This window comes from Ornithinibacter aureus, assembly GCF_009858245.1.
Classification (GTDB): Bacteria; Actinomycetota; Actinomycetes; order Actinomycetales; family Dermatophilaceae; genus Fodinibacter; species Fodinibacter aureus.
Map to the genome: position 1 here is coordinate 3,231,276 of NZ_VMSB01000001.1, position 20,386 is coordinate 3,251,661.

Annotated in this window: 19 protein-coding genes; 13 read left to right on the forward strand and 6 right to left on the reverse strand. The window is 71.1% G+C overall.

Annotated elements, in window-relative coordinates; all coding sequences use genetic code 11:
• Nucleotides 1–15: 15 nt before the first annotated feature.
• The 3 genes from C8E84_RS15475 (at nt 16) to C8E84_RS15485 (ending at nt 2,272) form a co-directional block, all read left to right on the forward strand.
• The gene (locus C8E84_RS15475) at nt 16–411 is read left to right on the forward strand and encodes a hypothetical protein (protein ID WP_159903531.1); all 396 of its coding nucleotides are present in this window, start codon (nt 16–18) and stop codon (nt 409–411) included.
• A gap of 104 nt (nt 412–515) precedes the next feature.
• Nucleotides 516–998 (forward strand): ABC transporter ATP-binding protein, encoded by a 483-nt coding sequence (locus C8E84_RS15480; RefSeq protein WP_281348969.1) that lies wholly within the window; start codon nt 516–518, stop codon nt 996–998.
• A 161-nt stretch (nt 999–1,159) separates the two neighbouring features.
• The gene (locus C8E84_RS15485) at nt 1,160–2,272 is read left to right on the forward strand and encodes an FtsX-like permease family protein (protein WP_159903533.1); all 1,113 of its coding nucleotides are present in this window, start codon (nt 1,160–1,162) and stop codon (nt 2,270–2,272) included.
• A 51-nt stretch (nt 2,273–2,323) separates the two neighbouring features.
• On the opposite strand, the gene C8E84_RS15490 is transcribed toward C8E84_RS15485, so the two are convergent.
• The 4 genes from C8E84_RS15490 to C8E84_RS15505 form a co-directional block, all read right to left on the reverse strand.
• The gene (locus C8E84_RS15490) at nt 2,324–2,548 is read right to left on the reverse strand and encodes an RNA-binding S4 domain-containing protein (RefSeq protein ID WP_246196975.1); all 225 of its coding nucleotides are present in this window, start codon (nt 2,546–2,548) and stop codon (nt 2,324–2,326) included.
• A gap of 148 nt (nt 2,549–2,696) precedes the next feature.
• Nucleotides 2,697–2,987 (reverse strand): WhiB family transcriptional regulator, encoded by a 291-nt coding sequence (locus C8E84_RS15495; protein ID WP_159903535.1) that lies wholly within the window; start codon nt 2,985–2,987, stop codon nt 2,697–2,699.
• A 164-nt stretch (nt 2,988–3,151) separates the two neighbouring features.
• Nucleotides 3,152–3,799, reverse strand: a complete 648-nt coding sequence (locus tag C8E84_RS15500) for a response regulator transcription factor (protein WP_159903537.1) — start codon at nt 3,797–3,799, stop codon at nt 3,152–3,154.
• A complete protein-coding gene (locus C8E84_RS15505; RefSeq protein ID WP_159903539.1) occupies nt 3,787–5,751 on the reverse strand; it encodes a sensor histidine kinase in 1,965 nt (654 codons plus the stop codon). Before C8E84_RS15505 ends, C8E84_RS15500 begins: the two co-directional genes overlap by 13 nt.
• 155 nt (nt 5,752–5,906) lie before the next feature.
• Between C8E84_RS15505 and C8E84_RS15510 the strand changes: the two genes are divergently transcribed.
• Both C8E84_RS15510 and guaB read left to right on the forward strand, forming a co-directional pair.
• A complete protein-coding gene (locus C8E84_RS15510) occupies nt 5,907–6,662 on the forward strand; it encodes a hypothetical protein (RefSeq protein WP_159903541.1) in 756 nt (251 codons plus the stop codon).
• Nucleotides 6,663–6,764: 102 nt separating this feature from the next.
• Nucleotides 6,765–8,342, forward strand: coding sequence for an IMP dehydrogenase (guaB, locus tag C8E84_RS15515; RefSeq protein ID WP_246196976.1), 1,578 nt, complete (start codon nt 6,765–6,767; stop codon nt 8,340–8,342).
• Between the two features lie 167 nt (nt 8,343–8,509).
• Here guaB and C8E84_RS15520 read toward each other — a convergent pair whose 3' ends face one another.
• Nucleotides 8,510–9,583, reverse strand: coding sequence for a P1 family peptidase (locus C8E84_RS15520; protein WP_159903543.1), 1,074 nt, complete (start codon nt 9,581–9,583; stop codon nt 8,510–8,512).
• 103 nt (nt 9,584–9,686) lie between these two features.
• Complete coding sequence (locus C8E84_RS15525; RefSeq protein WP_159903545.1) at nt 9,687–11,321, reverse strand: DHA2 family efflux MFS transporter permease subunit; 1,635 nt, start codon at nt 11,319–11,321, stop codon at nt 9,687–9,689.
• 185 nt (nt 11,322–11,506) lie between these two features.
• On the opposite strand from C8E84_RS15525, the gene C8E84_RS15530 reads away from it, so the two are divergent.
• The 8 genes from C8E84_RS15530 to C8E84_RS15565 all read left to right on the forward strand — a co-directional run bounded on the left by C8E84_RS15530 (nt 11,507) and on the right by C8E84_RS15565 (nt 20,375).
• Nucleotides 11,507–12,628, forward strand: a complete 1,122-nt coding sequence (locus tag C8E84_RS15530) for a GuaB3 family IMP dehydrogenase-related protein (protein ID WP_159903547.1) — start codon at nt 11,507–11,509, stop codon at nt 12,626–12,628.
• 2 nt (nt 12,629–12,630) lie between these two features.
• Nucleotides 12,631–13,233 (forward strand): DUF305 domain-containing protein, encoded by a 603-nt coding sequence (locus tag C8E84_RS15535; RefSeq protein ID WP_246196977.1) that lies wholly within the window; start codon nt 12,631–12,633, stop codon nt 13,231–13,233.
• 72 nt (nt 13,234–13,305) lie between these two features.
• Entirely contained in the window at nt 13,306–13,941 is a 636-nt protein-coding gene (locus C8E84_RS15540) for a nucleotidyltransferase domain-containing protein (protein ID WP_159903549.1), read from the forward strand.
• 524 nt (nt 13,942–14,465) lie between these two features.
• Nucleotides 14,466–15,764 (forward strand): IS256 family transposase, encoded by a 1,299-nt coding sequence (locus tag C8E84_RS15545; protein ID WP_159901161.1) that lies wholly within the window; start codon nt 14,466–14,468, stop codon nt 15,762–15,764.
• A 163-nt stretch (nt 15,765–15,927) separates the two neighbouring features.
• Entirely contained in the window at nt 15,928–17,517 is a 1,590-nt protein-coding gene (locus C8E84_RS15550) for a succinic semialdehyde dehydrogenase (RefSeq protein ID WP_159903551.1), read from the forward strand.
• Nucleotides 17,514–19,319 (forward strand): GMC family oxidoreductase, encoded by a 1,806-nt coding sequence (locus tag C8E84_RS15555; RefSeq protein WP_246196978.1) that lies wholly within the window; start codon nt 17,514–17,516, stop codon nt 19,317–19,319. The genes C8E84_RS15550 and C8E84_RS15555 overlap by 4 nt, the downstream gene beginning before the upstream one ends.
• Entirely contained in the window at nt 19,316–19,624 is a 309-nt protein-coding gene (locus C8E84_RS15560; RefSeq protein ID WP_159903553.1) for a DUF1905 domain-containing protein, read from the forward strand. Before C8E84_RS15555 ends, C8E84_RS15560 begins: the two co-directional genes overlap by 4 nt.
• A 67-nt stretch (nt 19,625–19,691) precedes the next feature.
• A complete protein-coding gene (locus C8E84_RS15565) occupies nt 19,692–20,375 on the forward strand; it encodes a DedA family protein (RefSeq protein ID WP_159903555.1) in 684 nt (227 codons plus the stop codon).
• Nucleotides 20,376–20,386: the final 11 nt, after the last annotated feature.

Sequence of the window (20,386 nt, forward strand, 5' to 3'; positions counted from 1 at the left end):
CCATGCACGAACCGGATGCCGTCCGCTCACCCGAGCGGGCGGCATCCGGCGTTGTCGGGCGACGGCCCCGAGCGCACGGCCTACCGGATCACGGATGCCGGTCGGGCCGAGTTGACGTCCTGGCTGGCTCAGGTCGAGCCACTGCCCGAGCGCACCGCCAACCCGGTGGCCACCAAGGTCACGCTGCTGCTCCTGGCCGAAGGGGCTGAGCGCACCGTGGAGCACCTCGTGCGTGAACGCGCCATCCGGGTCGCGCGGATGCGCGAGCTCACTGCGGCCAAGCGCGAACCCGGCATCGCTCTCCAGGAGGTCCTCGCGGCCGACCACACCTTGGCGCACCTGGACGCCGACCTGCGCTGGATCGAGTCGGCTCGCCGACGGATCCACGACCTAGAGGGGGAAATCGCATGACGTCACCAGTGCTCAGCTGCCGAGGTGTCACCCACGACTACGACGGGCCGCCCGTCCTCTAGGGGGTCGACCTGCGCGCGCTGGGGGAGCAGGGCCGCGCGGCGCTGCGCCGCCAGAAGGTGGGAGTGGTGTTCCAGTACGGCACCCTGGTGCCCGAGCTGACCGGTGAGGAGAACGTCGCCATGCCGCCGCTGCTGTCGGGGCGCCCTCGTCGTGACGCCATCGCGCAGGCCAGGGCCTTGCTCGCGCAGCTCGGTGTCGACCACGTCGCGATGAGCACGGCAGCGCAGATGAGCGGGGGAGAGCGCCAGCGCGTGGCGCTCGCCCGGGCCCTGGTGACCCGACCGCGCGCGGTCCTCGCCGACGAGCCCACCGGAGCGCTCGACTCGGTGGCGTCCGACCTCGTGGCAACCGAGCTCGTCGCCGCCGCCCGGGATGCCGGGGCAGCAGTCGTCCTCGTCACCCACGACGCGCGCGTCGCGGCGCACGCCGACCGTGAGGTGCACCTGTGGGACGGGCGGGTCGATGGGGTGGTCGCGGCAGACGCCGTGGACGCGCCGACTCACGATGGCGTGGTGACGGCATGAGTGGCACCTTGGCGTGGTCCGAAGCCCTCTGGCTGTCGCGCCAGCGCACACCGAACGATCGCCTCCGCTACTGGGGTAGTGCGGTGTCGTCGGCCTTGACGGCCGCTCTGGTGTGCACCGTGTTCGGCCTGCTGATGGTCGGCGTGAACAGCATGATTCCCGTGAGCGTCGGGGTGATCGCGGACGCCGGCACTCGTGGCGGCGTCCTCTTTGCGCTGGCTCTCATGGCCCTGCCGGCACTCCACCTCACCGGGCAGGCGTGGAGGCTGGGTTCGATCGAACAGCGTCAGCGCTTCGATCAGCTTCGGGATGCCGGTGCAGGTCCACGAGAGCTGCGAAGGGTCGCCGTCGCGGATGCCGTGGTCCCTGTCTTCCTGGGGTCCGTCGTCGGCGTGTTGACCTGGGGTGCTGCACTGGTCGCCGTCAACGACGGCGCGGTCCGCGGGCTCGAGGCTGACGGCTCCGGTGTGTTCGTCTTCAACGAGGTCTACTTCCCTGCACCGCAGGTGCCCAACGTCGTCACGGACACCCCGTGGGCGCCTGTGCTGGCCGTCATCGCGGCCACGTTGGCGGCGGCTTCCTCGGCGGTGCTGTCGGTGCGTACCGTCAGAGCAAGGCGTTCGCGGCGTTCGGCCCTTGCGTCCGTGGCGGCCGCTGCTGCCTCGAGGGCGTCACACCCGGCACTCCTGCTCGCACTCCGGCGCCTCGCCCAGGAGCCGCACGCAACGGCGCGCCCGGCGCTCATCCTCGGGCTCGCCGCAGCCATCGCAGGGTCCTCGTCATGGCTGAATGAGGAGTTCGAACTCTCATTGGGCTCGCGGTGGGCTCAGGAGCCCTATTGGGAGCAGTCCTTCGGGTTGGTTCGACTCGCCACCGTCATCGGCATCGCGTTGTGCGCGTTCGGGCTGTTGGTCGTCCTTGCCGAGTCGACGTTCAGGCGCCGGCGCGAGGACGCGGCAGCGGTGGCCAGCGGTGTTCCGCTGTCGGTGCTGCGCCGAGCCCTCGTGCTCCAGTCGGTGATTCCCGCGGTGCCGGCGATCCTCATCGGGCTCGTGGGGAGTGCTGCGTTGGCGATGTGGCGAACAGGACTGTCGGCGGTGCCTCATTCCGACGACCCTGCTCTGTCGCTGGGTTGGGTTGCCATCCCGTGGCCGTGGATGGAGTGGCTGGTGTGGGGGTTCGTCCTGGTCGTCGTTGCTGGCGTGGCCGCGCTCGCTGCGTCAACGGCTCTCACCCGCACTACGAAGATTGCCCAGTTGCGCGTTCCGGCCTGACTGGCCCCACGGCATCCGACATCGCGCGGGGCTCAGTGGTGAGGCGGTCGCTCAGGGGGCGGCGGTGATGTGCAGGGTCTCGCCCTCGAACGTCACGACGTCGCCTGGGCGCACCTGTCGGCCGCGCCTGGTGTCGATCTCGCCGTTGACGGCCACGACGCCCCGCTCGATGACTTCGCGCGCCATGGCTCCGTCATCGACGACCCCCGCCAGCTTGAGCAACTGCCCGAGGCGGATGGTCTCGTCACGGATGGGGACCTCGATGGGAGTGCTCACGCGTCAAGGCTACGGCGACGTGCCGTGAGACGTTGTCCGGGCCGCAGGTGGGTTGTCGCTTCGACAGGTGTGATCTGTCGAAGCGGCCCCTGCGGCCCGGACTGCTTCTCGCCCCCGGTCTGGTGGCGTCCCGGTCACGACGGTGACGTCAGGACGCGATGTGGCGGCCCCGTGCATAGAAGGACTCGCGCTCGTCTTCGGTGAGTCCGCCCCACACGCCGTACGGCTCGCGCACGGCGAGTGCGTGGCTGCGGCAGGCCTCGATCACCGGGCAGTCAAAGCACACCTCTTTGGCTGCGCCTGCCCGGATGCGGCGCTTGGTGCCGCGCTCGCCCTCGGGGTGGAAGAACACGTCGGGCCCGACACGTCGGCAGGACCCTTGGAGCTGCCAGTCCCACAGGTCGGCAACGGGCCCGGGGAGCCTGGTGGCCTGCGACACGCCTACCTCCTCACGTGGTGTCGGCCACTTCCCTGAGTGGCCGGTTCACCACGCTAGGAGTGGTTTGGAAAAGGTCGGGTATGTCAAAGGTATGGAGTTGGTCAAAAAGTTGCAGCGATGTGAGTCAGACGTCAACAAGCCTGCTATAGAACGTTATTCACCACTCAACCAGGTCGGTGCGCCTCGAGGTATCGCAGCACCGCGAGCACCCTGCGGTGGTCCTGAGCGGTCGCCTCGGCCAGGCCCAGCTTGCCGAGGATGCGAGCGACGTGGGTCTCGACCGTGCGCTCGGCGATGACCACGCGGGCGGCGATCCCCGCGTTGGTCAACCCCTCGGCCATCAGGGCCAGTACCTCGTGTTCGCGCGGGGTGAGCGAGCCCAGCCCCGGGCTGCCGCCGACCATGAGCCGAGCCACCACCTCGGGGTCGAGCGCCGACCCACCGTGGGCGACCCGGTCGAGGGCGTCGAGGAACTGGGTGACGTCGAGGACCCGGTCCTTGAGCAGGTAGCCGAAGTGGCCGCCGGCCACCAGGTCGACCGACAGCCGCGACTCCACGTGCTGGGAGAGCAGCAGCACCCCGATCTCCGGTCGCTCCAACCGAACCCGTGCCGCGACCCGGGCGCCGTCGTCGGCGTGGTCGGGCGGCATCCGGACGTCGAGGATCGCGACGTCGGGGCCGTGCTCGAGCACGGCGGCCAGCGCACTCGGGGCGTCGGGGGCGTCGGCGACGACGTCGTGGCCGACCTCGGTGAGCAGCGACCTCAGCCCGGCACGAAAGAGCGCCGAGTCCTCGCCGATCACGATGCGCACGGGATGACCGCCTCGAGCGAGGTGCCGCCACGCGGCTCGGAGGACACGGTCAGCCGACCGCCCAGGGCGTTCACGCGGTCGCTCAGCATGGCGAGCCCGGAACCGGGCGTGAGGCGGGCGCCACCGCGCCCGTCGTCGCGCACGGCGACGTGGACGACGGACTCCTCCTGCCGCACGTCGACGGCGACCCGGGATGCCGCAGCGTGCTTGACGGCGTTGGCGACGCCTTCGCTCGCGACGTAGTAGGCGGTGAGGCTCACGTGGTCGGGCAGGTCGTCGGCCGAGTAGGTGACCTCGAGGGGCAGGGCGCTGGAGCGGGTCAGGCTCTCCAGGGCCGGAGCCAACCCGTCGTCGAGACAGCTCGGGCGCAGCCCGTGGGCGATCTGGCGCAGCTCGGCCACGGCGAGGGACAACTCGTCGACCGCCCCGTCGACCAGGGCGTCGAGGTCCGGGCCGTCACCTCCGGCTGCCCGGTGCTGGGCCACCCGTAGGCGCATGCCGAGGGAGACCAGCCGCTGCTGGGCGCCGTCGTGCAGGTCCATCTCGAGCCGGCGGCGCTCCTCGTACCCGGCGCTGAGCAGGCGCCGACGGCTGGCCTCGACCGCGGCCAGGGCCTCGGAGAGCTCTCCACGAAGGCGCACCGACTCGGTCAGCAGGCCGGCCTCACGCGCGACCTCGTCGGGGATGCCGGCACCCCCGTCCCCGGGGCGGATCACCCCGACGACGTTGCCCGCCAACGTGATCGGGGTGCTGCCCTGTACCGGAACGGGGCTCTGGTCGACGTCGACGAAGGTCGTGCTGCCCGGCCGCTGGTACCCGACCCGCAGCCCGGGGTCGCGCAGCCCGTCGCGCAGCACCTGCTCGAGCCGCTCGGGCTGGTCGTCGCCCGCGTGCACGGCCGTCACGAGCGAACGGACCGCCTCGACGCCTCGCTCGCGCCGCGGGTGCAGGCGGCGGCCGAGCACCCGCAACAGCACGGACCGGGCCGGGAGGAGCGCGATCATGACGATGACCGTCGAGATCACGGCAGCGGTTGCCGAGTCACCGCCGAGGGCGCGTCCGATCACTGCCGACAGCACGGCATACGACGCCACCACCCCGAAGGCGAGTGTCGAGTACGCGGCCGTGGCCACGAGCGCCTTGTCGACGTCGTAGAGGTCGTGCCGCAGCATGGCGATGAGCGTGGCGGTCGGGATGGCGACGTTCATCGCGACGAGGCCGCCGAGGGCGATGATCGGGGTGCCGGTGAGCAGGTAGCCGGCCCAGCACAACAGGATCGTGGCCGGGACGCTCAGGCAGGAGAGGAACATCCAGCGCAGTCGCGAACGCTCGAGGTCGGTGTCCGCTGCCCGGTACCGCCGCCGGGTCGACAGGGCCGCGGCGACCAGAGCGGCGTAGAACGCGATGAGCACGGGGATGCAGGCGTAGCCGATCCAGTGCGTGCCGAACGGTCGGGGCCAGTCGGGCAGGGGAGGTGTCAGGGGCCCGGGGGCGATCGCGAGCAGCAGGTTGAACGCGACGACGAGGGCGGGCAGGGCGATGGCGGTGCGCCGCCCCCAGGTGTCGGCCGGGCGGCCGTCGGGGAACAGGAGCAGCACCATCGCGAAGGGGAGGAACCAGCCCATCCAGATGCCCTGGGTGAGGTTCAGGAGCTCGGCGCTGGCCACGAGGCCGCTCGGCGGCTCGGCCAGCGCCTCGGCCCAGGTGCCGTGGGCCATCTGCAGGATGATGTTGGCCCCTGCTGCGGTCAGCCAGGGCCCCACCAAGTTCGACGGATCGTGACGTGTCACGAGGTGACCGGCGGTGAACGGGATCGCCGAGCAGAGGACCACCCCGCCGACGACCCACGCGCCGGCCGGGTCGCCCTTGTCACGAACGGCGATGAACGCCAGCACGAGCAGTGCCGCGGAGACGGCCCAGAGGCCGTACGTCACGCGCCGTGGCCAGGTCATGACTCAGGCTAGGCCGCGGACGAGAGCCACGTCATCCGTGCCAGCACGCACCCACCACCACACAGGTGAGGTGCCGTGGCTCCTCGGACGACGAGGGGGTGCTCTCGGCGCGACCGTGGGACGACACCACACCCCACCTCAGGAGCACATCAGCCATGAGCGCCATCGAGCACCACACCCCACCCATCGACGACGCGACGTCGACATCCGTGCCGACCACCTCGGATGCCGCCCCCCGCGACCTGCGGCGGACCTGGCGACGCCTCGCCGCGGCATCCCTGATCCTGGGCCCGCTCGGCGTGACCCTGATCCGGGCCGTCATGCCGTACTGGACGAACGACTCGACGGCCGAGATGGTCGCGGGTATGGCCGCCTCTCCCGGGCGGGCGGCGGCGATGAACTGGATCGCCGTGCTCGTCACGCCGTTCCTCATGCTCAGCGCCCTGGCCATGGGCTACGTCGCGAGGCGCCGGGCCCCGGTGATCGCCACGTGGGGCGCAGCCGTCCTCTTCGGCGCCTACTCGCTCGGCAGCGCGGTCGGGGCCCCCGACATCCTCGTCGCCACCCTGCTCGCCCGCGGTGACGACCAGGCGTCCGTCGCGGCGGACGCCGCCCTGCTCATGGACGCCCCGGCCATGCTGACCGGGGCCATCGCCTTCGTCGTGGGCCACCTCGTCGGCATGGTGCTCGTCGCCATCGCGGTGGTCCGGGCCCGCGTCGTCGCCTGGTGGGTGGGCGCCCTCATCGCCGTGGCGCAGCCGATCCACGTGGTCTCGGCCGTCATCGTGCCGAACCGGATGCTCGACGTCGTCCTCGGGTGGGGCGCGACCACGCTCGGGTACGCGATCGTCGCCCTGGCCGTGCTGCGCACGAGCGACGACGAGTGGGACCTGCCGCCCCGCAGCCGCTGACACCGCCCGCAACGTCCGGCAGGGTGGTCGCTCGCGCGACCACCCTGCCGGACGTTGCGAAGCACGGCAGGGGCCCTGCGGATCAGCACGTAGAATCGGGTGATGAGCCTCGGACTCGACGAGATCGGCACCACCCACGACCGCGACAGCAGCAGCCGGGGCAGCGACCTGCCCAGCGCCGCGCCGCACTCACCCTTCGCCGAACTCGGCCTCACCTATGACGACGTCCTGCTCCAGCCGGGCGAGACCGACGTCATCCCGAGCGAGGTCGACACCACGGCCCGCCTGACGCGCGAGATCTCCCTCCGCGTCCCGCTCGTCTCTGCCGCGATGGACACCGTGACCGAGGCCCGCATGGCCATCGCGATGGCCCGCCACGGCGGCCTCGGGGTGCTGCACCGCAACCTCTCCATCGAGGACCAGGCCTACCAGGTCGACCTCGTCAAGCGCACCCAGACCGGCATGATCTCCAACCCGGTCACCATCGGCCCCGACGCGACCCTCGAGGAGCTCGACGAGATCTGCGGCCGCTACCGCGTCTCGGGGCTGCCCGTCATCGACGAGTCCCAGCGCCTGCTCGGCATCGTCACCAACCGCGACCTGCGCTTCACCCCGGTCGCGGAGTGGGCCGAGACCATCGTGCGTGACGTCATGACGCCGATGCCGCTCATCACCGGCCACGTCGGCATCAGCCACGACGAGGCCACCCTCCTGCTGCGCCAGCACAAGCGCGAGCGCCTTCCGATCATCGACGACCAGGGGCGCCTCCAGGGGCTCATCACCGTCAAGGACTTCGTGAAGTCCGAGCAGTTTCCGAACGCCAGCAAGGACGCCGACGGGCGCCTGCTCGTCGGTGCTGCGGTCGGCTACTTCGGGGAGGCCTGGCAGCGCGCCACGACCCTCGTGGATGCCGGGGTGGACGTCCTCGTCGTCGACACCGCCCACGGTCACGCGCGTCTGCTGCTCGAGATGATCGAGCGGGTCAAGCGTGACCCGGCGACCCGCCACGTGCAGGTGATCGGCGGCAACGTCGCGACCCGGGCTGGTGCCCAGGCGCTCATCGACGCCGGTGCCGATGCCGTCAAGGTGGGGGTGGGCCCGGGGTCGATCTGCACCACGCGCGTCGTCGCGGGTGTCGGCGTCCCGCAGGTCACCGCCATCTACCAGGCGTCGCTCGCCTGTGGCCCTGCCGGCGTGCCGCTCATCGGGGACGGGGGCCTGCAGTACTCCGGCGACATCGCCAAGGCCCTGGTGGCCGGCGCCGACACCGTCATGGTCGGCTCGCTGCTCGCCGGCTGCGAGGAGAGCCCGGGCGAGCTCGTCTTCATCAACGGCAAGCAGTTCAAGGCCTACCGGGGTATGGGTTCGCTCGGCGCGATGTCGTCACGGGGCAAGAAGTCGTACTCCAAGGACCGCTACTTCCAGGCCGACGTCACCTCTGACGACAAGATCGTCCCCGAGGGCATCGAGGGCCAGGTGGCCTACCGCGGGCCCGTCGGGGCGGTTGCCCACCAGCTCATCGGCGGGTTGCACCAGTCGATGTTCTACGTCGGGGCGCGAACCGTGCCTGAGCTGAAGGCGCGCGGCCGCTTCATCCGGATCACGCCGGCTGGGCTGCGCGAGTCGCACCCGCACGACATCACCGGCATCGTCGAGGCGCCGAACTACTCCATGGGCTGACCTTCGCCTGACCCCGGCTGTACCGAAATCGACCAATAGGTCATCGGAGGTACGCCCCTTCTTGGTCGGCGGTGTACCGAGATCGACCTATTGGTCGATGTGGGTACGGCTCTGCTCGGCTGGTGGCGTACCTGCAGTGACCTATTGGTCGACGTGGGTACGGCTGGTCAGTGGGCGATGAGGGCGTCGCGATAGGACGCAAGGGCCAGCCCGCCGTCGGCCGTGCGATCCGCCGACGTCGCGGCCAGCACTGCGCGCATGATCGCCCTGGCCACGCAGTCGGCCGCGGCGGTCTGCAGGTCCACCTCGTCGAGCCCGGCGACCCCCGGCCGGGCTCCGGTGGCCAGGGCGAACACGGTGTCGCCGTCGAATGCCGTGTGCACCGGTGACAGCGCCCGCGCGAACCCGTCATGGGCGACGCCGGCCAGCGTGCTGCACGCCGCCTTGGTGAGCGTCGCGTCGGTCGCGACCACAGCCAGGGTGGTCGCCGTGCCGGCACGCAGCGCCTCGACCGCAGCGGCGCGAGCCTTCCGGTACGCGGCGACCAGCCCGGCATCCGGCGTCGGCAGGTCGAGATCCGCAGCGAGGTGGGCGGCCAGCATCCGAGCGTCGTGTCCGAACGGTTCGCCGACGGCGTTGACGACGACGAGCGCGCCAACCGTCACTCCCGAGGGCAGGATGGCGGATGCCGTGCCCACGCCCCCGCGCAGACCTCCCGTTCGCGCGCCGGTACCCGCCCCCACCGAGCCCTGCTGGACCGGGCCCGCACCGGCTGCGGCGAAGGCTGCCGCCCCGTCGGCAGGCCCCGGGTGGTTCAGCCAGCCGCCACCGCGCCCGAGGTCGAACAGGATCGCCGCGGGCACGATCGGCACCCGCTCGTGGTCGCCTGGCCCCACCGGCCAGCCGCGCCCCGCGGCGTAGAGCCCGGCCGCGACACCGTCCGCCGCAGCGAGCCCGAAGGCGCTCCCGCCGGCGAGCACCACGGCATCCACGGCGTCCACGAGGTTTCGGGGGTCGAGCAGGTCGGTCTCGCGGGTCCCCGGCCCGCCGCCGCGCACCGCGACCCCGCCGACCGTGCCCGGGGGAGCGACCACGACCGTGACGCCGGTCAGCCAGCCCGGCTCGTCACGGGTGCAGTGGCCGACGAGCACGCCGCCGATGTCGGTGATGGCGTCGTCCGGTCCGGGCTGCACCTGCCCCAATATGCCGGATGCCGGCCGCCCGAGGTGGGCGGCCGGCATCCGATCAGTTCCGACTTCGTGCGACTTCGGTGCGGATTTTGGCCCGGATCGGGCGCTGGACCGCACGGAAGTCGCACGAAGTCGGGGAGGGGGAGGGGGGTGCTCAGTGCAGGACGATCGGCGGGGCGACCTGCTCGGCGTCCGCGTCGTCGAGCAGGTGCGAGACCTCGCGCTTGCGCGGCAGGAACCACGCCGGGATGAGCGTCAGCGACAGCAGGATGGCCGCGACCCAGAAGGTCGTGGCGAACGCGCTGGCCATGGCCTCGTTGACCGCGGCCACGAGGGCCTCCTGGCCGCGGGCCAACAGGGCCGCGACCTCGGGGAAGCGCGCGGCGATGGTGCCCAGCTGGGCCTGGTCGGTGACCCCGGCGCTCGCCTCGCCGAAGGCCCGGGAGGCCTTGAGCAGCGGGTCGTTGTTCAGCCCGTTGGTGAGCACGACCGACATGATCGCGACACCGATCGACGAGGCGATCTGCTGGCTGATGTTGAGCAGCGTCGAGCCGCGGGCGACCTCGTGCGACGTGAGCGTCTTCAGCGCCGAGGTCATGAGCGGCATCATCGTGCCGCCCATGCCCAGACCCATGACGAACAGCACGGGCAGGATGTACCAGTAGCTCGTCGTCGCGGTGACCTGGGTGAGGGCGAACATGCCGCCGACGATCGCCGCGAGCCCGAACGGCACGATCCGCCCGACGGGCAGCCTGTCGACCAGGGAGCCGGCGATCGGCATCGTGATCATCGCGCCGAGACCCTGAACGGCCATCAGCCACCCGGCCGACAGGGCGCTCTCGCCGCGCACCTGCTGGAAGTAGGTCGGCACCAGGAGCAGGCCGCCGAAGAACGCCGCCGCGAAGAGGAACATCGTGATCGTCGAGACCGTGAGGTTGCGGTTCTTGAACAGCCGCAGGTCGAGCAGCGGGTGGGCCGGGCGGAAGCTCCAGACCACGAAGCCCGCGACCATGAGCAGACCCAGGGTGCCGGGGATGATGACCTTGCTCGAGAAGAAGGTGCCCTCACCGGGGATCGAGGAGATGCCGTAGAGGAAGAGCGCGAGACCGGGGGACATCAGCGCCATGCCGACCCAGTCGAAGGACTCCGAGGGCTCCGGGCGGTCCGAGGGCAGCACACGCCACGCGTAGACCAGGGCAGCGGCGCCGATCGGCAGGTTGATGAGGAAGATCCAGTGCCACGAGTAGTTCTCGATGAGCCAGCCACCGAGGATGGGGCCGAAGATCGGGCCGAGCAGCATCGGCACGCCGAGGATCGCCATGAGGCGACCCATCCGGGCCGGGCCGGCCGCCTTGGTCATGATCGTCATGCCGAGCGGCATGAGCATGCCGCCGCCGAGGCCCTGGATCACGCGGAAGGCGATGAGCGCCTCGATCGACGACGCCACGGCGCACAGCACCGAGCCGGCGGTGAACAGCAGCAGCGCCGTCATGTAGAGGCGCTTGGTGCCGAACCGGTCGGCAGCCCAGCCGGTGAGCGGGATGACCGTCGCCAGGGCCAGGGTGTAGGCCGTGACCGTCCACGCGACGGTGGAGTAGGGCAGCGGCTCGCCACCGGTGGCGAAGTCGGCTTGGAAGGTCGGCAGGGCGACGTTGACGACGGTGATGTCGAGGATCGACATGATGGCGCCGAGGACGACGACACCGGCCACCTTCAGGACGGCACCGTCGATCTTGTCGGGGTACCCGGGGTGGGCTGGGGGCGCGGCGGGCGCGCTGGGTGATGACACGTGTGCTCCAGGTCCGAGAGGGTGATGGACGATGTGGGCCAAGGCCGAGGTGTGCAAACACCGGGGGTCGCCTGCTTGTTCCCGTGCGGTGCGCCACGACCGTGACCACGTGAGCCCAACCCCCGTCGCGACGCGAGTGCGACGCCGTGGCGGGCGCGCGGCATCCGTCTCGGTAGGCTGGCGCGGTGACCGAGATCGAGATCGGCCGTGGCAAACGCGGTCGCCGGGCCTATTCCTTCGACGACATCGCCATCGTGCCCTCGCGGCGCACGCGCGACCCCGAGGAGGTCTCGGTCGGCTGGCAGATCGACGCCTACCACTTCGACATCCCGGTGCTCGCCGCGCCGATGGACTCGGTGACGTCACCCGCGACCGCAATCGCGTTCGGGCGCCTCGGCGGCCTGCCGGTGCTCGACCTCGAGGGCCTGTGGACCCGCTACGAGGACCCCGAGCCACTCCTCGCCGAGATCGCCACCCTCGACCCGACCGTGGCGACGACGCGCATGCAGGAGATCTACCGCGCCGACATCGACCCCGACCTCGTGACGACGCGGTTGCGCGAGATCCGGGATGCCGGGGTGACGGTTGCCGGAGCGCTCACCCCCCAGCGCACGCAGCAGCTGTGGAAGACCGTCGTGGATGCCGGGGTCGACCTGTTCGTCATCCGGGGCACCACCGTCTCGGCCGAGCACGTGTCAGGGCGCGCGGAGCCGCTGAACCTCAAGCGGTTCATCTACGAGCTCGACGTGCCGGTCATCGTCGGGGGAGCGGCGACCTACTCCGCCGCCATCCACCTCATGCGCACCGGTGCCGCCGGCGTGCTCGTCGGCTTCGGCGGCGGCGCAGCGCACACCACGCGGCGAACGCTCGGCATCCACGCCCCGATGGCATCGGCGATCGCCGACGTCGCCGCGGCCCGCCGCGACTACCTCGACGAGTCGGGCGGTCGCTACGTTCACGTGATCGCCGACGGCGGGGTCGGCACGAGCGGCGACCTCGTCAAGGCCGTGGCCTGTGGCGCGGATGCCGTGATGCTCGGCGCCGCGCTGGCGCGCGCCACCGAGTCTCCCGGCCGCGGGTTCCACTGGGGCCCTGAGGCGCACCACGCCGAGCTGCCCCGCGGTGAGCGTGTGGAGGTGGGAGCAGTCGGCGGGCTCGACGAGGTCCTCTTCGGCCCGAGCCGCACCGCCGACGGCACCACCAACCTCGTGGGTGCATTGCGCCGCGCCATGGCCACCACCGGCTACCTGGACCTCAAAGAGTTCCAGCGGGTCGAGGTCGTCGTCGCGCCCTACCAGCGCAGCTGACCGTGAGGTTGAAGACGCGCTGCAGCAAGGCCGCCACCGTTCTCGCGCTCGCCGCCGGACTGGCGCTCGCCGGGTGCGGTGGTGACCACAGCGGCCATGAGACGGGTGCGGCGGCCAGCCCGACGGCATCCTCGACGGCGGGGGCGACGTTCAACGCCGCAGACGGGATGTTCGCGGTCATGATGATCCCGCACCACGAGCAGGCTGTGGAGATGGCCGACCTGGTCCCGACGCGCACGACGAACGCCGACCTGCTGGCGCTGGCGACGGAGATCAAGGACGCCCAGCAGCCCGAGATCACCCAGATGCAGGGATGGCTCAAGGGGTGGGGCACCGACGTCGCGGCGATGGGTGACCACGCCTCGCACGGCGGGATGGCCGGGATGCAGTCGGACGAGGCCATGGCCGACCTCGCCGCCCTCACGGGCGACTCGTTCGACCGCCGGTGGATGGAGATGATGATCGACCACCACGAGGGGGCGGTCACCATGGCCAAGGACGTCATCGCGAAGGGCTCGGACCCGGCCGTGCGCGCCCTGGCCGAGCAGGTCATTACCGCTCAGCAGGCCGAGATCGCGCAGATGACCGGGATGCTCGGGGGCTGAGGTCGCGACGGGCGCTAGTGAGCAGTATTTCACTCATGTGAGTGATGTTCTGCTCATTGAGGTAGTGAGTCGATGAACCTGTCCAGCCCGATGACGTCCGTCATCCCCGGCGTGCACGGCGTGGTGCTCGCTGTGCTGGCCCGAACCGACCAGCCGCTGTCCGGCCGCGAGGTCGCGGCGCTCACTCAGGGAGCAGCCAGCCAGCGCCGCGTCAACGATGTCCTTGGTGCCCTCGTCGATACGGGCATCGTCCTGCGCGCACGGCATCCGCCCGCGTATCTGTATCGCCTGAACCGTGACCACGTCGCTGCTGAGGGCATCATGGCGCTGAGCCGACAGCGCGAGACGCTTCTGGAGCGCATTCGGCACGACGTGGCTGCGTGGCCGATCCCGCCGGTCTCGGCGAGCCTGTTTGGTTCCGGAGCGCGTGGCGAGGCCGGGCCGCGCAGTGACGTGGACATCGTGCTCGTATCAGGGCTGCAGGGGGAGCGCGACGCGGCGATCTGGGTGGGGCAGATCGACCAGTTGGCGCAGCGCGTGTTCGACTGGTCAGGCAATCGCTGCGAGATCCTGGAGCTGACGGAGGCTGAGGTTGTCGACGCTGCGACGGACGGTGGCCGGCTGGTCAGGGAACTGCGTGCTGACGCCATCCACCTGGGTGGCCGCGACCTCCGGTCGATCCTCACCGCGGCACAGGCCTCCGCATGACGTCCCGTGACGCCGCGCGAACGCACCTGCGCAAGGCTCGCGAGTTCCTCGACGCTGCTTCAGTCAGCCGCGATCCGGGATTGTTGGATCCGCGACATCTGCCGCCGTCATCGCCGGAGTGAACGCCAAGGACGCGATCTGCCTGAGCGTGGTCGGCCGCACCAACAAGGCAGACGACCACACTGCTGCCGTGGCCGAGCTCCGATCATCAGGCCCCGCGGGGAGGGCCCTGGCTCCGGTCCTCAGTCGATTGCTCAGGGTCCTCAGTCGATTGCTCAGGGTCCTCAGTCGATTGCTCAGGGTCCTCAGCCGATTGCTCAGACTCAAGACCACATCGCAGTACCAAGCCGTCTCGGTGTCGGCCACGGATGCGGGGAAGGCGATCGAGTGGGAGCAATGATCAGAACCTGTGGATGGGCCTCGGCGAGGTGTCGTGAAGAGGGCGTACCTCCCGAGCAAGATCTGAAGCCCATGCAAGTCTGATCAGGGTCGGCGTTGGCGCGCCGGCTCGGGAAGGTACGCCCATGCTCAAGGTAGTCCACGAGGAGAACGAGTCGCACGAGAAGGGCACCGGGTGTGGCGGGTCGTTGCTCGACCAGGTCGTGCGTGATGGTGCCCGGCAGCTGCTCGCGGTGGCGTTGCAGGCCGAGGTTGCCGCGTACATCGAGGCCCACGCGCACGAGCGTGATGAGGCCGGTCGGCGGTTGGTGGTCCGTAACGGGTTCCACGAGCCGCGGGAGGTGACCACCGCTGCTGGGGCGGTGCCGGTGCGGGCGCCGCGGGTCAACGACAGGCGGGTCGATGAGGTCAGCGGGCAGCGGGTCCGGTTCTCCTCGGCGATCCTGCCGGCGTGGGCGCGCAAGTCCCCGCAGGTGGCGGAGGTGTTGCCGCTGTTGTACCTACACGGGCTGTCGAGCTTGGATTTCGCGCCGGCGTTGACGCAGTTCCTGGGCACCGGCCACGGGCTGTCGCCGACGACGATCACGAGGTTGACCAAGGCCTGGCAGGACGAGGCCAGGGCGTTCAACCAACGCTCCTTGGCTGAGGTCGACTACGTGTACGTGTGGGTCGACGGGATCCACCTCAAGGTCCGCCTCGAGCAGGACAAGGTGTGTCTGCTGGTGATGATCGGGGTGCGCGCTGACGGCACCAAGGAGCTCATCGCCCTGGACGACGGGCACCGCGAGTCCACCGAGTCGTGGGCGGACCTGCTGCGCTCGTGCCAGCGGCGCGGGATGAGGGCACCGGTGCTCGCGGTCGGCGATGGGGCGTTGGGGTTCTGGGCCGCGGTGCGGCAGGTGTTCCCGGGCACCCGTGAGCAGCGCTGCTGGTTCCACAAGATCGCCAACGTCCTCAACTGCCTCCCGAAGTCGGCGCAGCCGGGCGCGAAGGCCGCCCTCGCGGAGATCTGGAACGCCGAAGACCGTGAACATGCCGCCGCGGCGGCGAGGGCGTTCGCGGCGCAGTACGGGGTCAAGTGGCCCAAGGCGGCCGCGAAGATCATCGATGACCTCGACGTGCTGCTGGCGTTCTTCGACTTCCCCGCCGAGCACTGGGTCCACCTGCGCACGACGAACCCGATCGAGTCGACGTTCGCGACCGTGCGGCTGCGTCAGCGGGTCACCAAGGGCCCTGGCTCGCGCGCTGCTGGGGTCGCGATGGCGTTCAAGCTGATCCAGGCCGCGCAGGCCCGGTGGCGGGCGGTCAACGCGCCCCATCTCGTCGCGCTCGTGCGAGCCGGAGCCACCTTCGAGCGAGGGATCCTCGTCGAACGACCCGAAGACACGAGCCTCGAATCAGGAGGTGATCAGCAAGTCGCGTGACACGCCGATCCACAGGTCTTGACTATTGCTCATCGAGTGGGCCACCCGGCTCGTCGACGCAGCCCACGAGGAAGTCACGTCGCGCTGACCACGGGTTGTCACGCCGCTGGGGCTGATCCGGGAACGGCTCCTCACTCGGCGAACCGTTGGCTACTCTTCGGTAATGGCCGACGTCATCGCTGACCCGGAGCTCGACCCCGCCGCCACGTATGCCGTGGACCCGGCACGGGTGCGAGCCCTCACCGCCCGTGTCATCGCCTCGGGCGACGAGCCGGAGATGCGCACGAGCACCCCGCTCACCGGGGCCCCGCTGGCGACGCTGCCCGTGTCGAGCGCGCGCGACGTCGTGAAGGCGGTCGGCCTCGCCAGAGCGGCCCAGCGCGGCTGGGCAGCCACCGCCCTGAGCGAGCGCGCCGACGTCCTGCTGCGCCTGCACGACCTCGTGCTCGACCACCAGCCCGACCTGCTCGACCTCGTCCAGCTCGAGTCGGGCAAGGCCCGCGGCCACGCCTTCGAGGAGGTTGCCGACTGCGCGATCGTGGCCCGCCACTACGCCCGCCGCGGGCCGGCCATGCTCGCCGACACCCGGCATCCGGGCGCGTTCCCGCTGCTGACCCAGGCCGTGGAGCACCACCGGCCCAAGGGCGTCGTCGGCATCGTCTCGCCGTGGAACTACCCCCTCAGCCTCGCGGTCTCCGACGCCATCCCGGCGCTGCTCGCCGGCAACGCCGTCGTGCTGCGCCCCGACCCGCAGGGCTCGCTCACCGCGCTCGCCGCGGTCGAACTGTTGGCCCAGGCCGGGCTCCCCGACGGTGTCCTCCAGGTGGTGCTCGGCCCCGGCGACCCCACGGGCCAGGCCGTCGTCGACCACACCGACTACGTCAGCTTCACCGGCTCCACCGCCACCGGCCGCCGGGTCGCCGAGGCGACCGGGCGACGCCTCGTGGGGGTCTCCCTGGAGCTCGGCGGCAAGAACACGATGTACGTCGCGGCCGACGCGAACCTGCGCCGGGCCGTCGACGGGGCCGTGCGGGCCTGCTTCGGTTCGGCCGGCCAGCTGTGCATCAGCGCCGAACGGCTCGTCGTCCACACCGACATCTACGACGAGTTCGTGCCCCGCTTCGTCGAGCGGGTCTCCCGGATGCGGCTGTCGACGGGTCTGCACTGGGGCGCCGACATGGGCAGCCTGGTCAGTGCCGACCAGAAGGCCAAGGTGCTCTCGCACGTCGAGGATGCCGTGTCCAAGGGCGCCCGCGTCCTCACCGGTGGCAAGGAGCGGCCCGACATCGGCCCCCTCGTCGTCGAGCCGACCGTGCTCGAAGGGGTCACGGCCGCGATGGCCTGCCGCGACGAGGAGACCTTCGGCCCGGTCGTCTCGCTCTACCGGGTGCGCTCCGACGACGAAGCGGTGCGCCTGGCCAACGACACCGAGTACGGCCTCAACGCGTCGGTGTGGACCTGTGACGTGCGCCGCGGGCGCGCGATCGCGGCCGGCATCCAGGCCGGGACCGTGAACGTCAACGAGGGCTACGCCGCCGCGTGGGGCAGCGTCGGTGCGCCGATGGGCGGCATGAAGTCCTCGGGCCTCGGGCGCCGCCACGGCCGCGAGGGCCTGCTGAAGTACACCGAGTCGCAGAACGTCTCGGCGCAGCACCTCATCGGCATCGCCCCGTTCGCCGGGATGAGTGACCAGGGGTTCGCCCGCGCGCTGACCGGCGCGCTGAAGGTGATGAAGTCGTTGAGGATGCCGTGACGCCCGACGCGGCCGTGACGCCCGACGCGGACGTCGACGTCGACGTCGTCGTGGTGGGCTCCGGCTTCGGCGGAGCAGTGTCGGCCCTGCGGCTGGCCGAGAAGGGCTACCGCGTGCTCGTGCTCGAGGCCGGCCAGCGCTTCGAGGACGAGGACTTCCCCGAGACGTCGTGGGACGTGCGCCGCTACCTGTGGGCGCCACAGGTGGGCTGCTACGGCATCCAGCGCATCCACCGCCTGCCCGACGTCGTCGTGCTCGCGGGTGCCGGGGTCGGCGGTGGCTCGCTCAACTACGCCAACACGCTCTACGTGCCGCCGCGCCCTTTCTTCGAGGACGAGCAGTGGAGCGACATCACCGACTGGCAGGCCGAGCTCGCCCCGCACTACGAGACCGCGAGCGCCATGCTCGGGGTGGTCACCAACCCCTGCGAGGGTGTCGTCGAGGAGGTGATGCGGCGCACCGCCGACGACCTCGGCGTGGGGAGCAGCTTCCGCAAGACCCCGGTCGGGGTCTACTTCGGCCGCCCCGGCGAGAGCGTCGACGACCCGTACTTCGGCGGCGCCGGGCCGCGGCGCACGGGGTGCACCGAGTGCGGCAACTGCATGGTCGGATGCCGGGTGGGCGCCAAGAACACGTTGCGCAAGAACTACTTGGCCCTGGCCGAGAACCTCGGGGTCGAGATCCGCGCGATGCGCACGGTCACCCGCCTCGGTGAGGTGCCGGGGTCGACCGCGGGTGGCCGGCCCGCGGTGCACCGGGTGCTGCACGAGCGCACCGGGCCGGTCGGTGGGCGCGACGTCGAGGTCGTCACGGCCCGGCACGTCGTCGTGGCCGCGGGGGCGTGGGGCACCCAGACGCTGCTGCACGCGATGCGCGACGCCGGTGAGCTGCCGCGGCTCTCGCCCTTCCTCGGCAAGCGCACCCGCACCAACTCCGAGGCCCTGCTCGGGGCGATGAGTCAGCGCGTGCCACCCGCCGAGGTCGACCTCACCCGGGGCGTGGCGATCACGTCGTCCTTCCACGTCGACGAGCACACCCACGTCGAGAACTGCCGCTACGGCAAGGGCTCGAACGCGATGGGGCTGCTCGCGACGGTGGCCGTGCCCGGTGGCACCGGACGGCCGCGCTGGCTCGAGCTCGCACGCCAGATCGGGCGCGACCCGTGGGGCTTCCTGCGGATGATGCCGATGGCGCGCCGGTGGAGCGAGCGGATGGTCATCGGGCTGGTCATGCAGAGCAGGGACAACTCCCTCGCCGTGTCGGGCCGGCGCGGGCTGTTCGGGCGGCCGGGCCTGACCTCGCGGCAGGGCCACGGCACCCCGAACCCGACGTACATCCCCGAGGGGCACGAGGCGATGCAGGCGCTTGCCGGGCGACTGGCCGAGGCGACGGGGGAGTACACCGCTGCCGGGGGTTCGTGGTTCGAGGTGTTCGACGTGCCCATGACGGCGCACTTCCTCGGCGGGGCGACGATCGGTTCCTCGCCACAACGCGGCGTCGTCGACGGCTACCACCGCGTCTGGGGGCACCCCGGCATCTCGGTCGTCGACGGGGCCGCAGTCTCGGCGAACCTCGGGGTCAACCCGTCGCTCACCATCACCGCGCAGGCGGAGCGGGCGATGTCGCTGTGGCCGAACCGCGGCGACGCCGACCCGCGGCCCGCGCAGGACGAGCCGTATGCCGTGCTCGCACCGATCGCTGCCGCTCACCCGGCCGTTCCGGCCGGGTTCCCGCGGCGCGTGCCGGTGACGGGGCCGGTGCCGGTGGGGCTGTCAGTGGGCCGGGCCAGCATGGGGGCATGAGCGCTCCCCCGGACGGCTGGACCTTCACGACGAGCCTGTGGCAGTGGAAGGGCGGCGCGTGGCGGTTCGTCACCGTGCCCGAGGACGTCAGCGACGAGGTCGACGAGGTCGTCGGGGATGCCACCGGGGGCTTCGGGTCGGTGCGGGTCGAGGTCACCGTGGGCTCGACGACCTGGCTCACCTCGCTGTTCCCGTCGACCGAGCAGGGGGCCTACGTCCTCCCGGTGAAGAAGGCGGTCCGCACGGCCGAGGGAGTCGGTGACGACGACCCGCTCGAGGTGACGATCCGGCTGGTGGGCCGCTGACGGCATCCGACGTCGTGTCGTGTCGGGATTTGGAGGAGCGTCGGGGATTTCCGTAGCCTTGTGTCGTATGCAGGCTGTCACCGAACCCGTCATCGACCTCATCGAGTCCGTTGGCGAACTGGGCGTCGGGGCCCTGCTGGCGCTCGAGACCGTGCTGCCGCCGATCCCCTCCGAGGTGATCCTGCCGTTCGCCGGTTACGCGGCCGCGACGGGTCGGCTCGACCCGGTGCTCGCGTGGGCGGCCGCGACCGTGGGCAGCGTCGTGGGTGCGTTCATCCTCTACGGCCTGGGGCGGGCGCTCGGCTACGAACGGCTGCTCGACCTCTCGCGTCGCCGCTGGTTCTTCCTGCTGAGCACGGCCGACCTCAACCGCGGGCACCGGTTCTTCGCCAAGCACGGCCGCGCGGTCGTGTTCTTCGGGCGTTTCATCCCGCTCGTGCGGTCGGTGGTCTCGGTGCCCGCAGGGATCGAGCGGATGCCGGCGCCGCGGTTCGCGGCGCTGACCGCCGCGGGGAGTGGGATCTGGAACGCGCTGTTCATCGCCGCCGGCTACCAGCTCGGTGAGAACTACGCAGTCATCGAGCAGTGGATCGCGCCGGTGAGCACTGCCGTCGTCGTGTCGCTCGCGGCAGCGCTGGTGTGGCTCGTCGTGCGCCGCCGTCGGGCCGTCGACGGGGCGTTCTCCGACGCGGGGGACGGCGACGGTTCGACCGAGCGCGCAGCGAACGAGTTCGAGCTCACCTCACGCTGACCGGGCTGTCG

Coding starts and splice junctions, on each gene's coding strand:
- C8E84_RS15560 (WP_159903553.1), top strand. CDS start 19,316: ATGAGCGCTCCCCCGGACGGCTGGACCTTCACGACGAGCCTGTGGCAG.
- C8E84_RS15540 (WP_159903549.1), top strand. CDS start 13,306: ATGAACCTGTCCAGCCCGATGACGTCCGTCATCCCCGGCGTGCACGGC.
- C8E84_RS15550 (WP_159903551.1), top strand. CDS start 15,928: ATGGCCGACGTCATCGCTGACCCGGAGCTCGACCCCGCCGCCACGTAT.
- C8E84_RS15510 (WP_159903541.1), top strand. CDS start 5,907: ATGAGCGCCATCGAGCACCACACCCCACCCATCGACGACGCGACGTCG.
- guaB (WP_246196976.1), top strand. CDS start 6,765: ATGAGCCTCGGACTCGACGAGATCGGCACCACCCACGACCGCGACAGC.
- C8E84_RS15505 (WP_159903539.1), bottom strand. CDS start 5,751: ATGACCTGGCCACGGCGCGTGACGTACGGCCTCTGGGCCGTCTCCGCG.
- C8E84_RS15545 (WP_159901161.1), top strand. CDS start 14,466: ATGCTCAAGGTAGTCCACGAGGAGAACGAGTCGCACGAGAAGGGCACC.
- C8E84_RS15475 (WP_159903531.1), top strand. CDS start 16: ATGCCGTCCGCTCACCCGAGCGGGCGGCATCCGGCGTTGTCGGGCGAC.
- C8E84_RS15520 (WP_159903543.1), bottom strand. CDS start 9,583: ATGCCGGCCGCCCACCTCGGGCGGCCGGCATCCGGCATATTGGGGCAG.
- C8E84_RS15565 (WP_159903555.1), top strand. CDS start 19,692: ATGCAGGCTGTCACCGAACCCGTCATCGACCTCATCGAGTCCGTTGGC.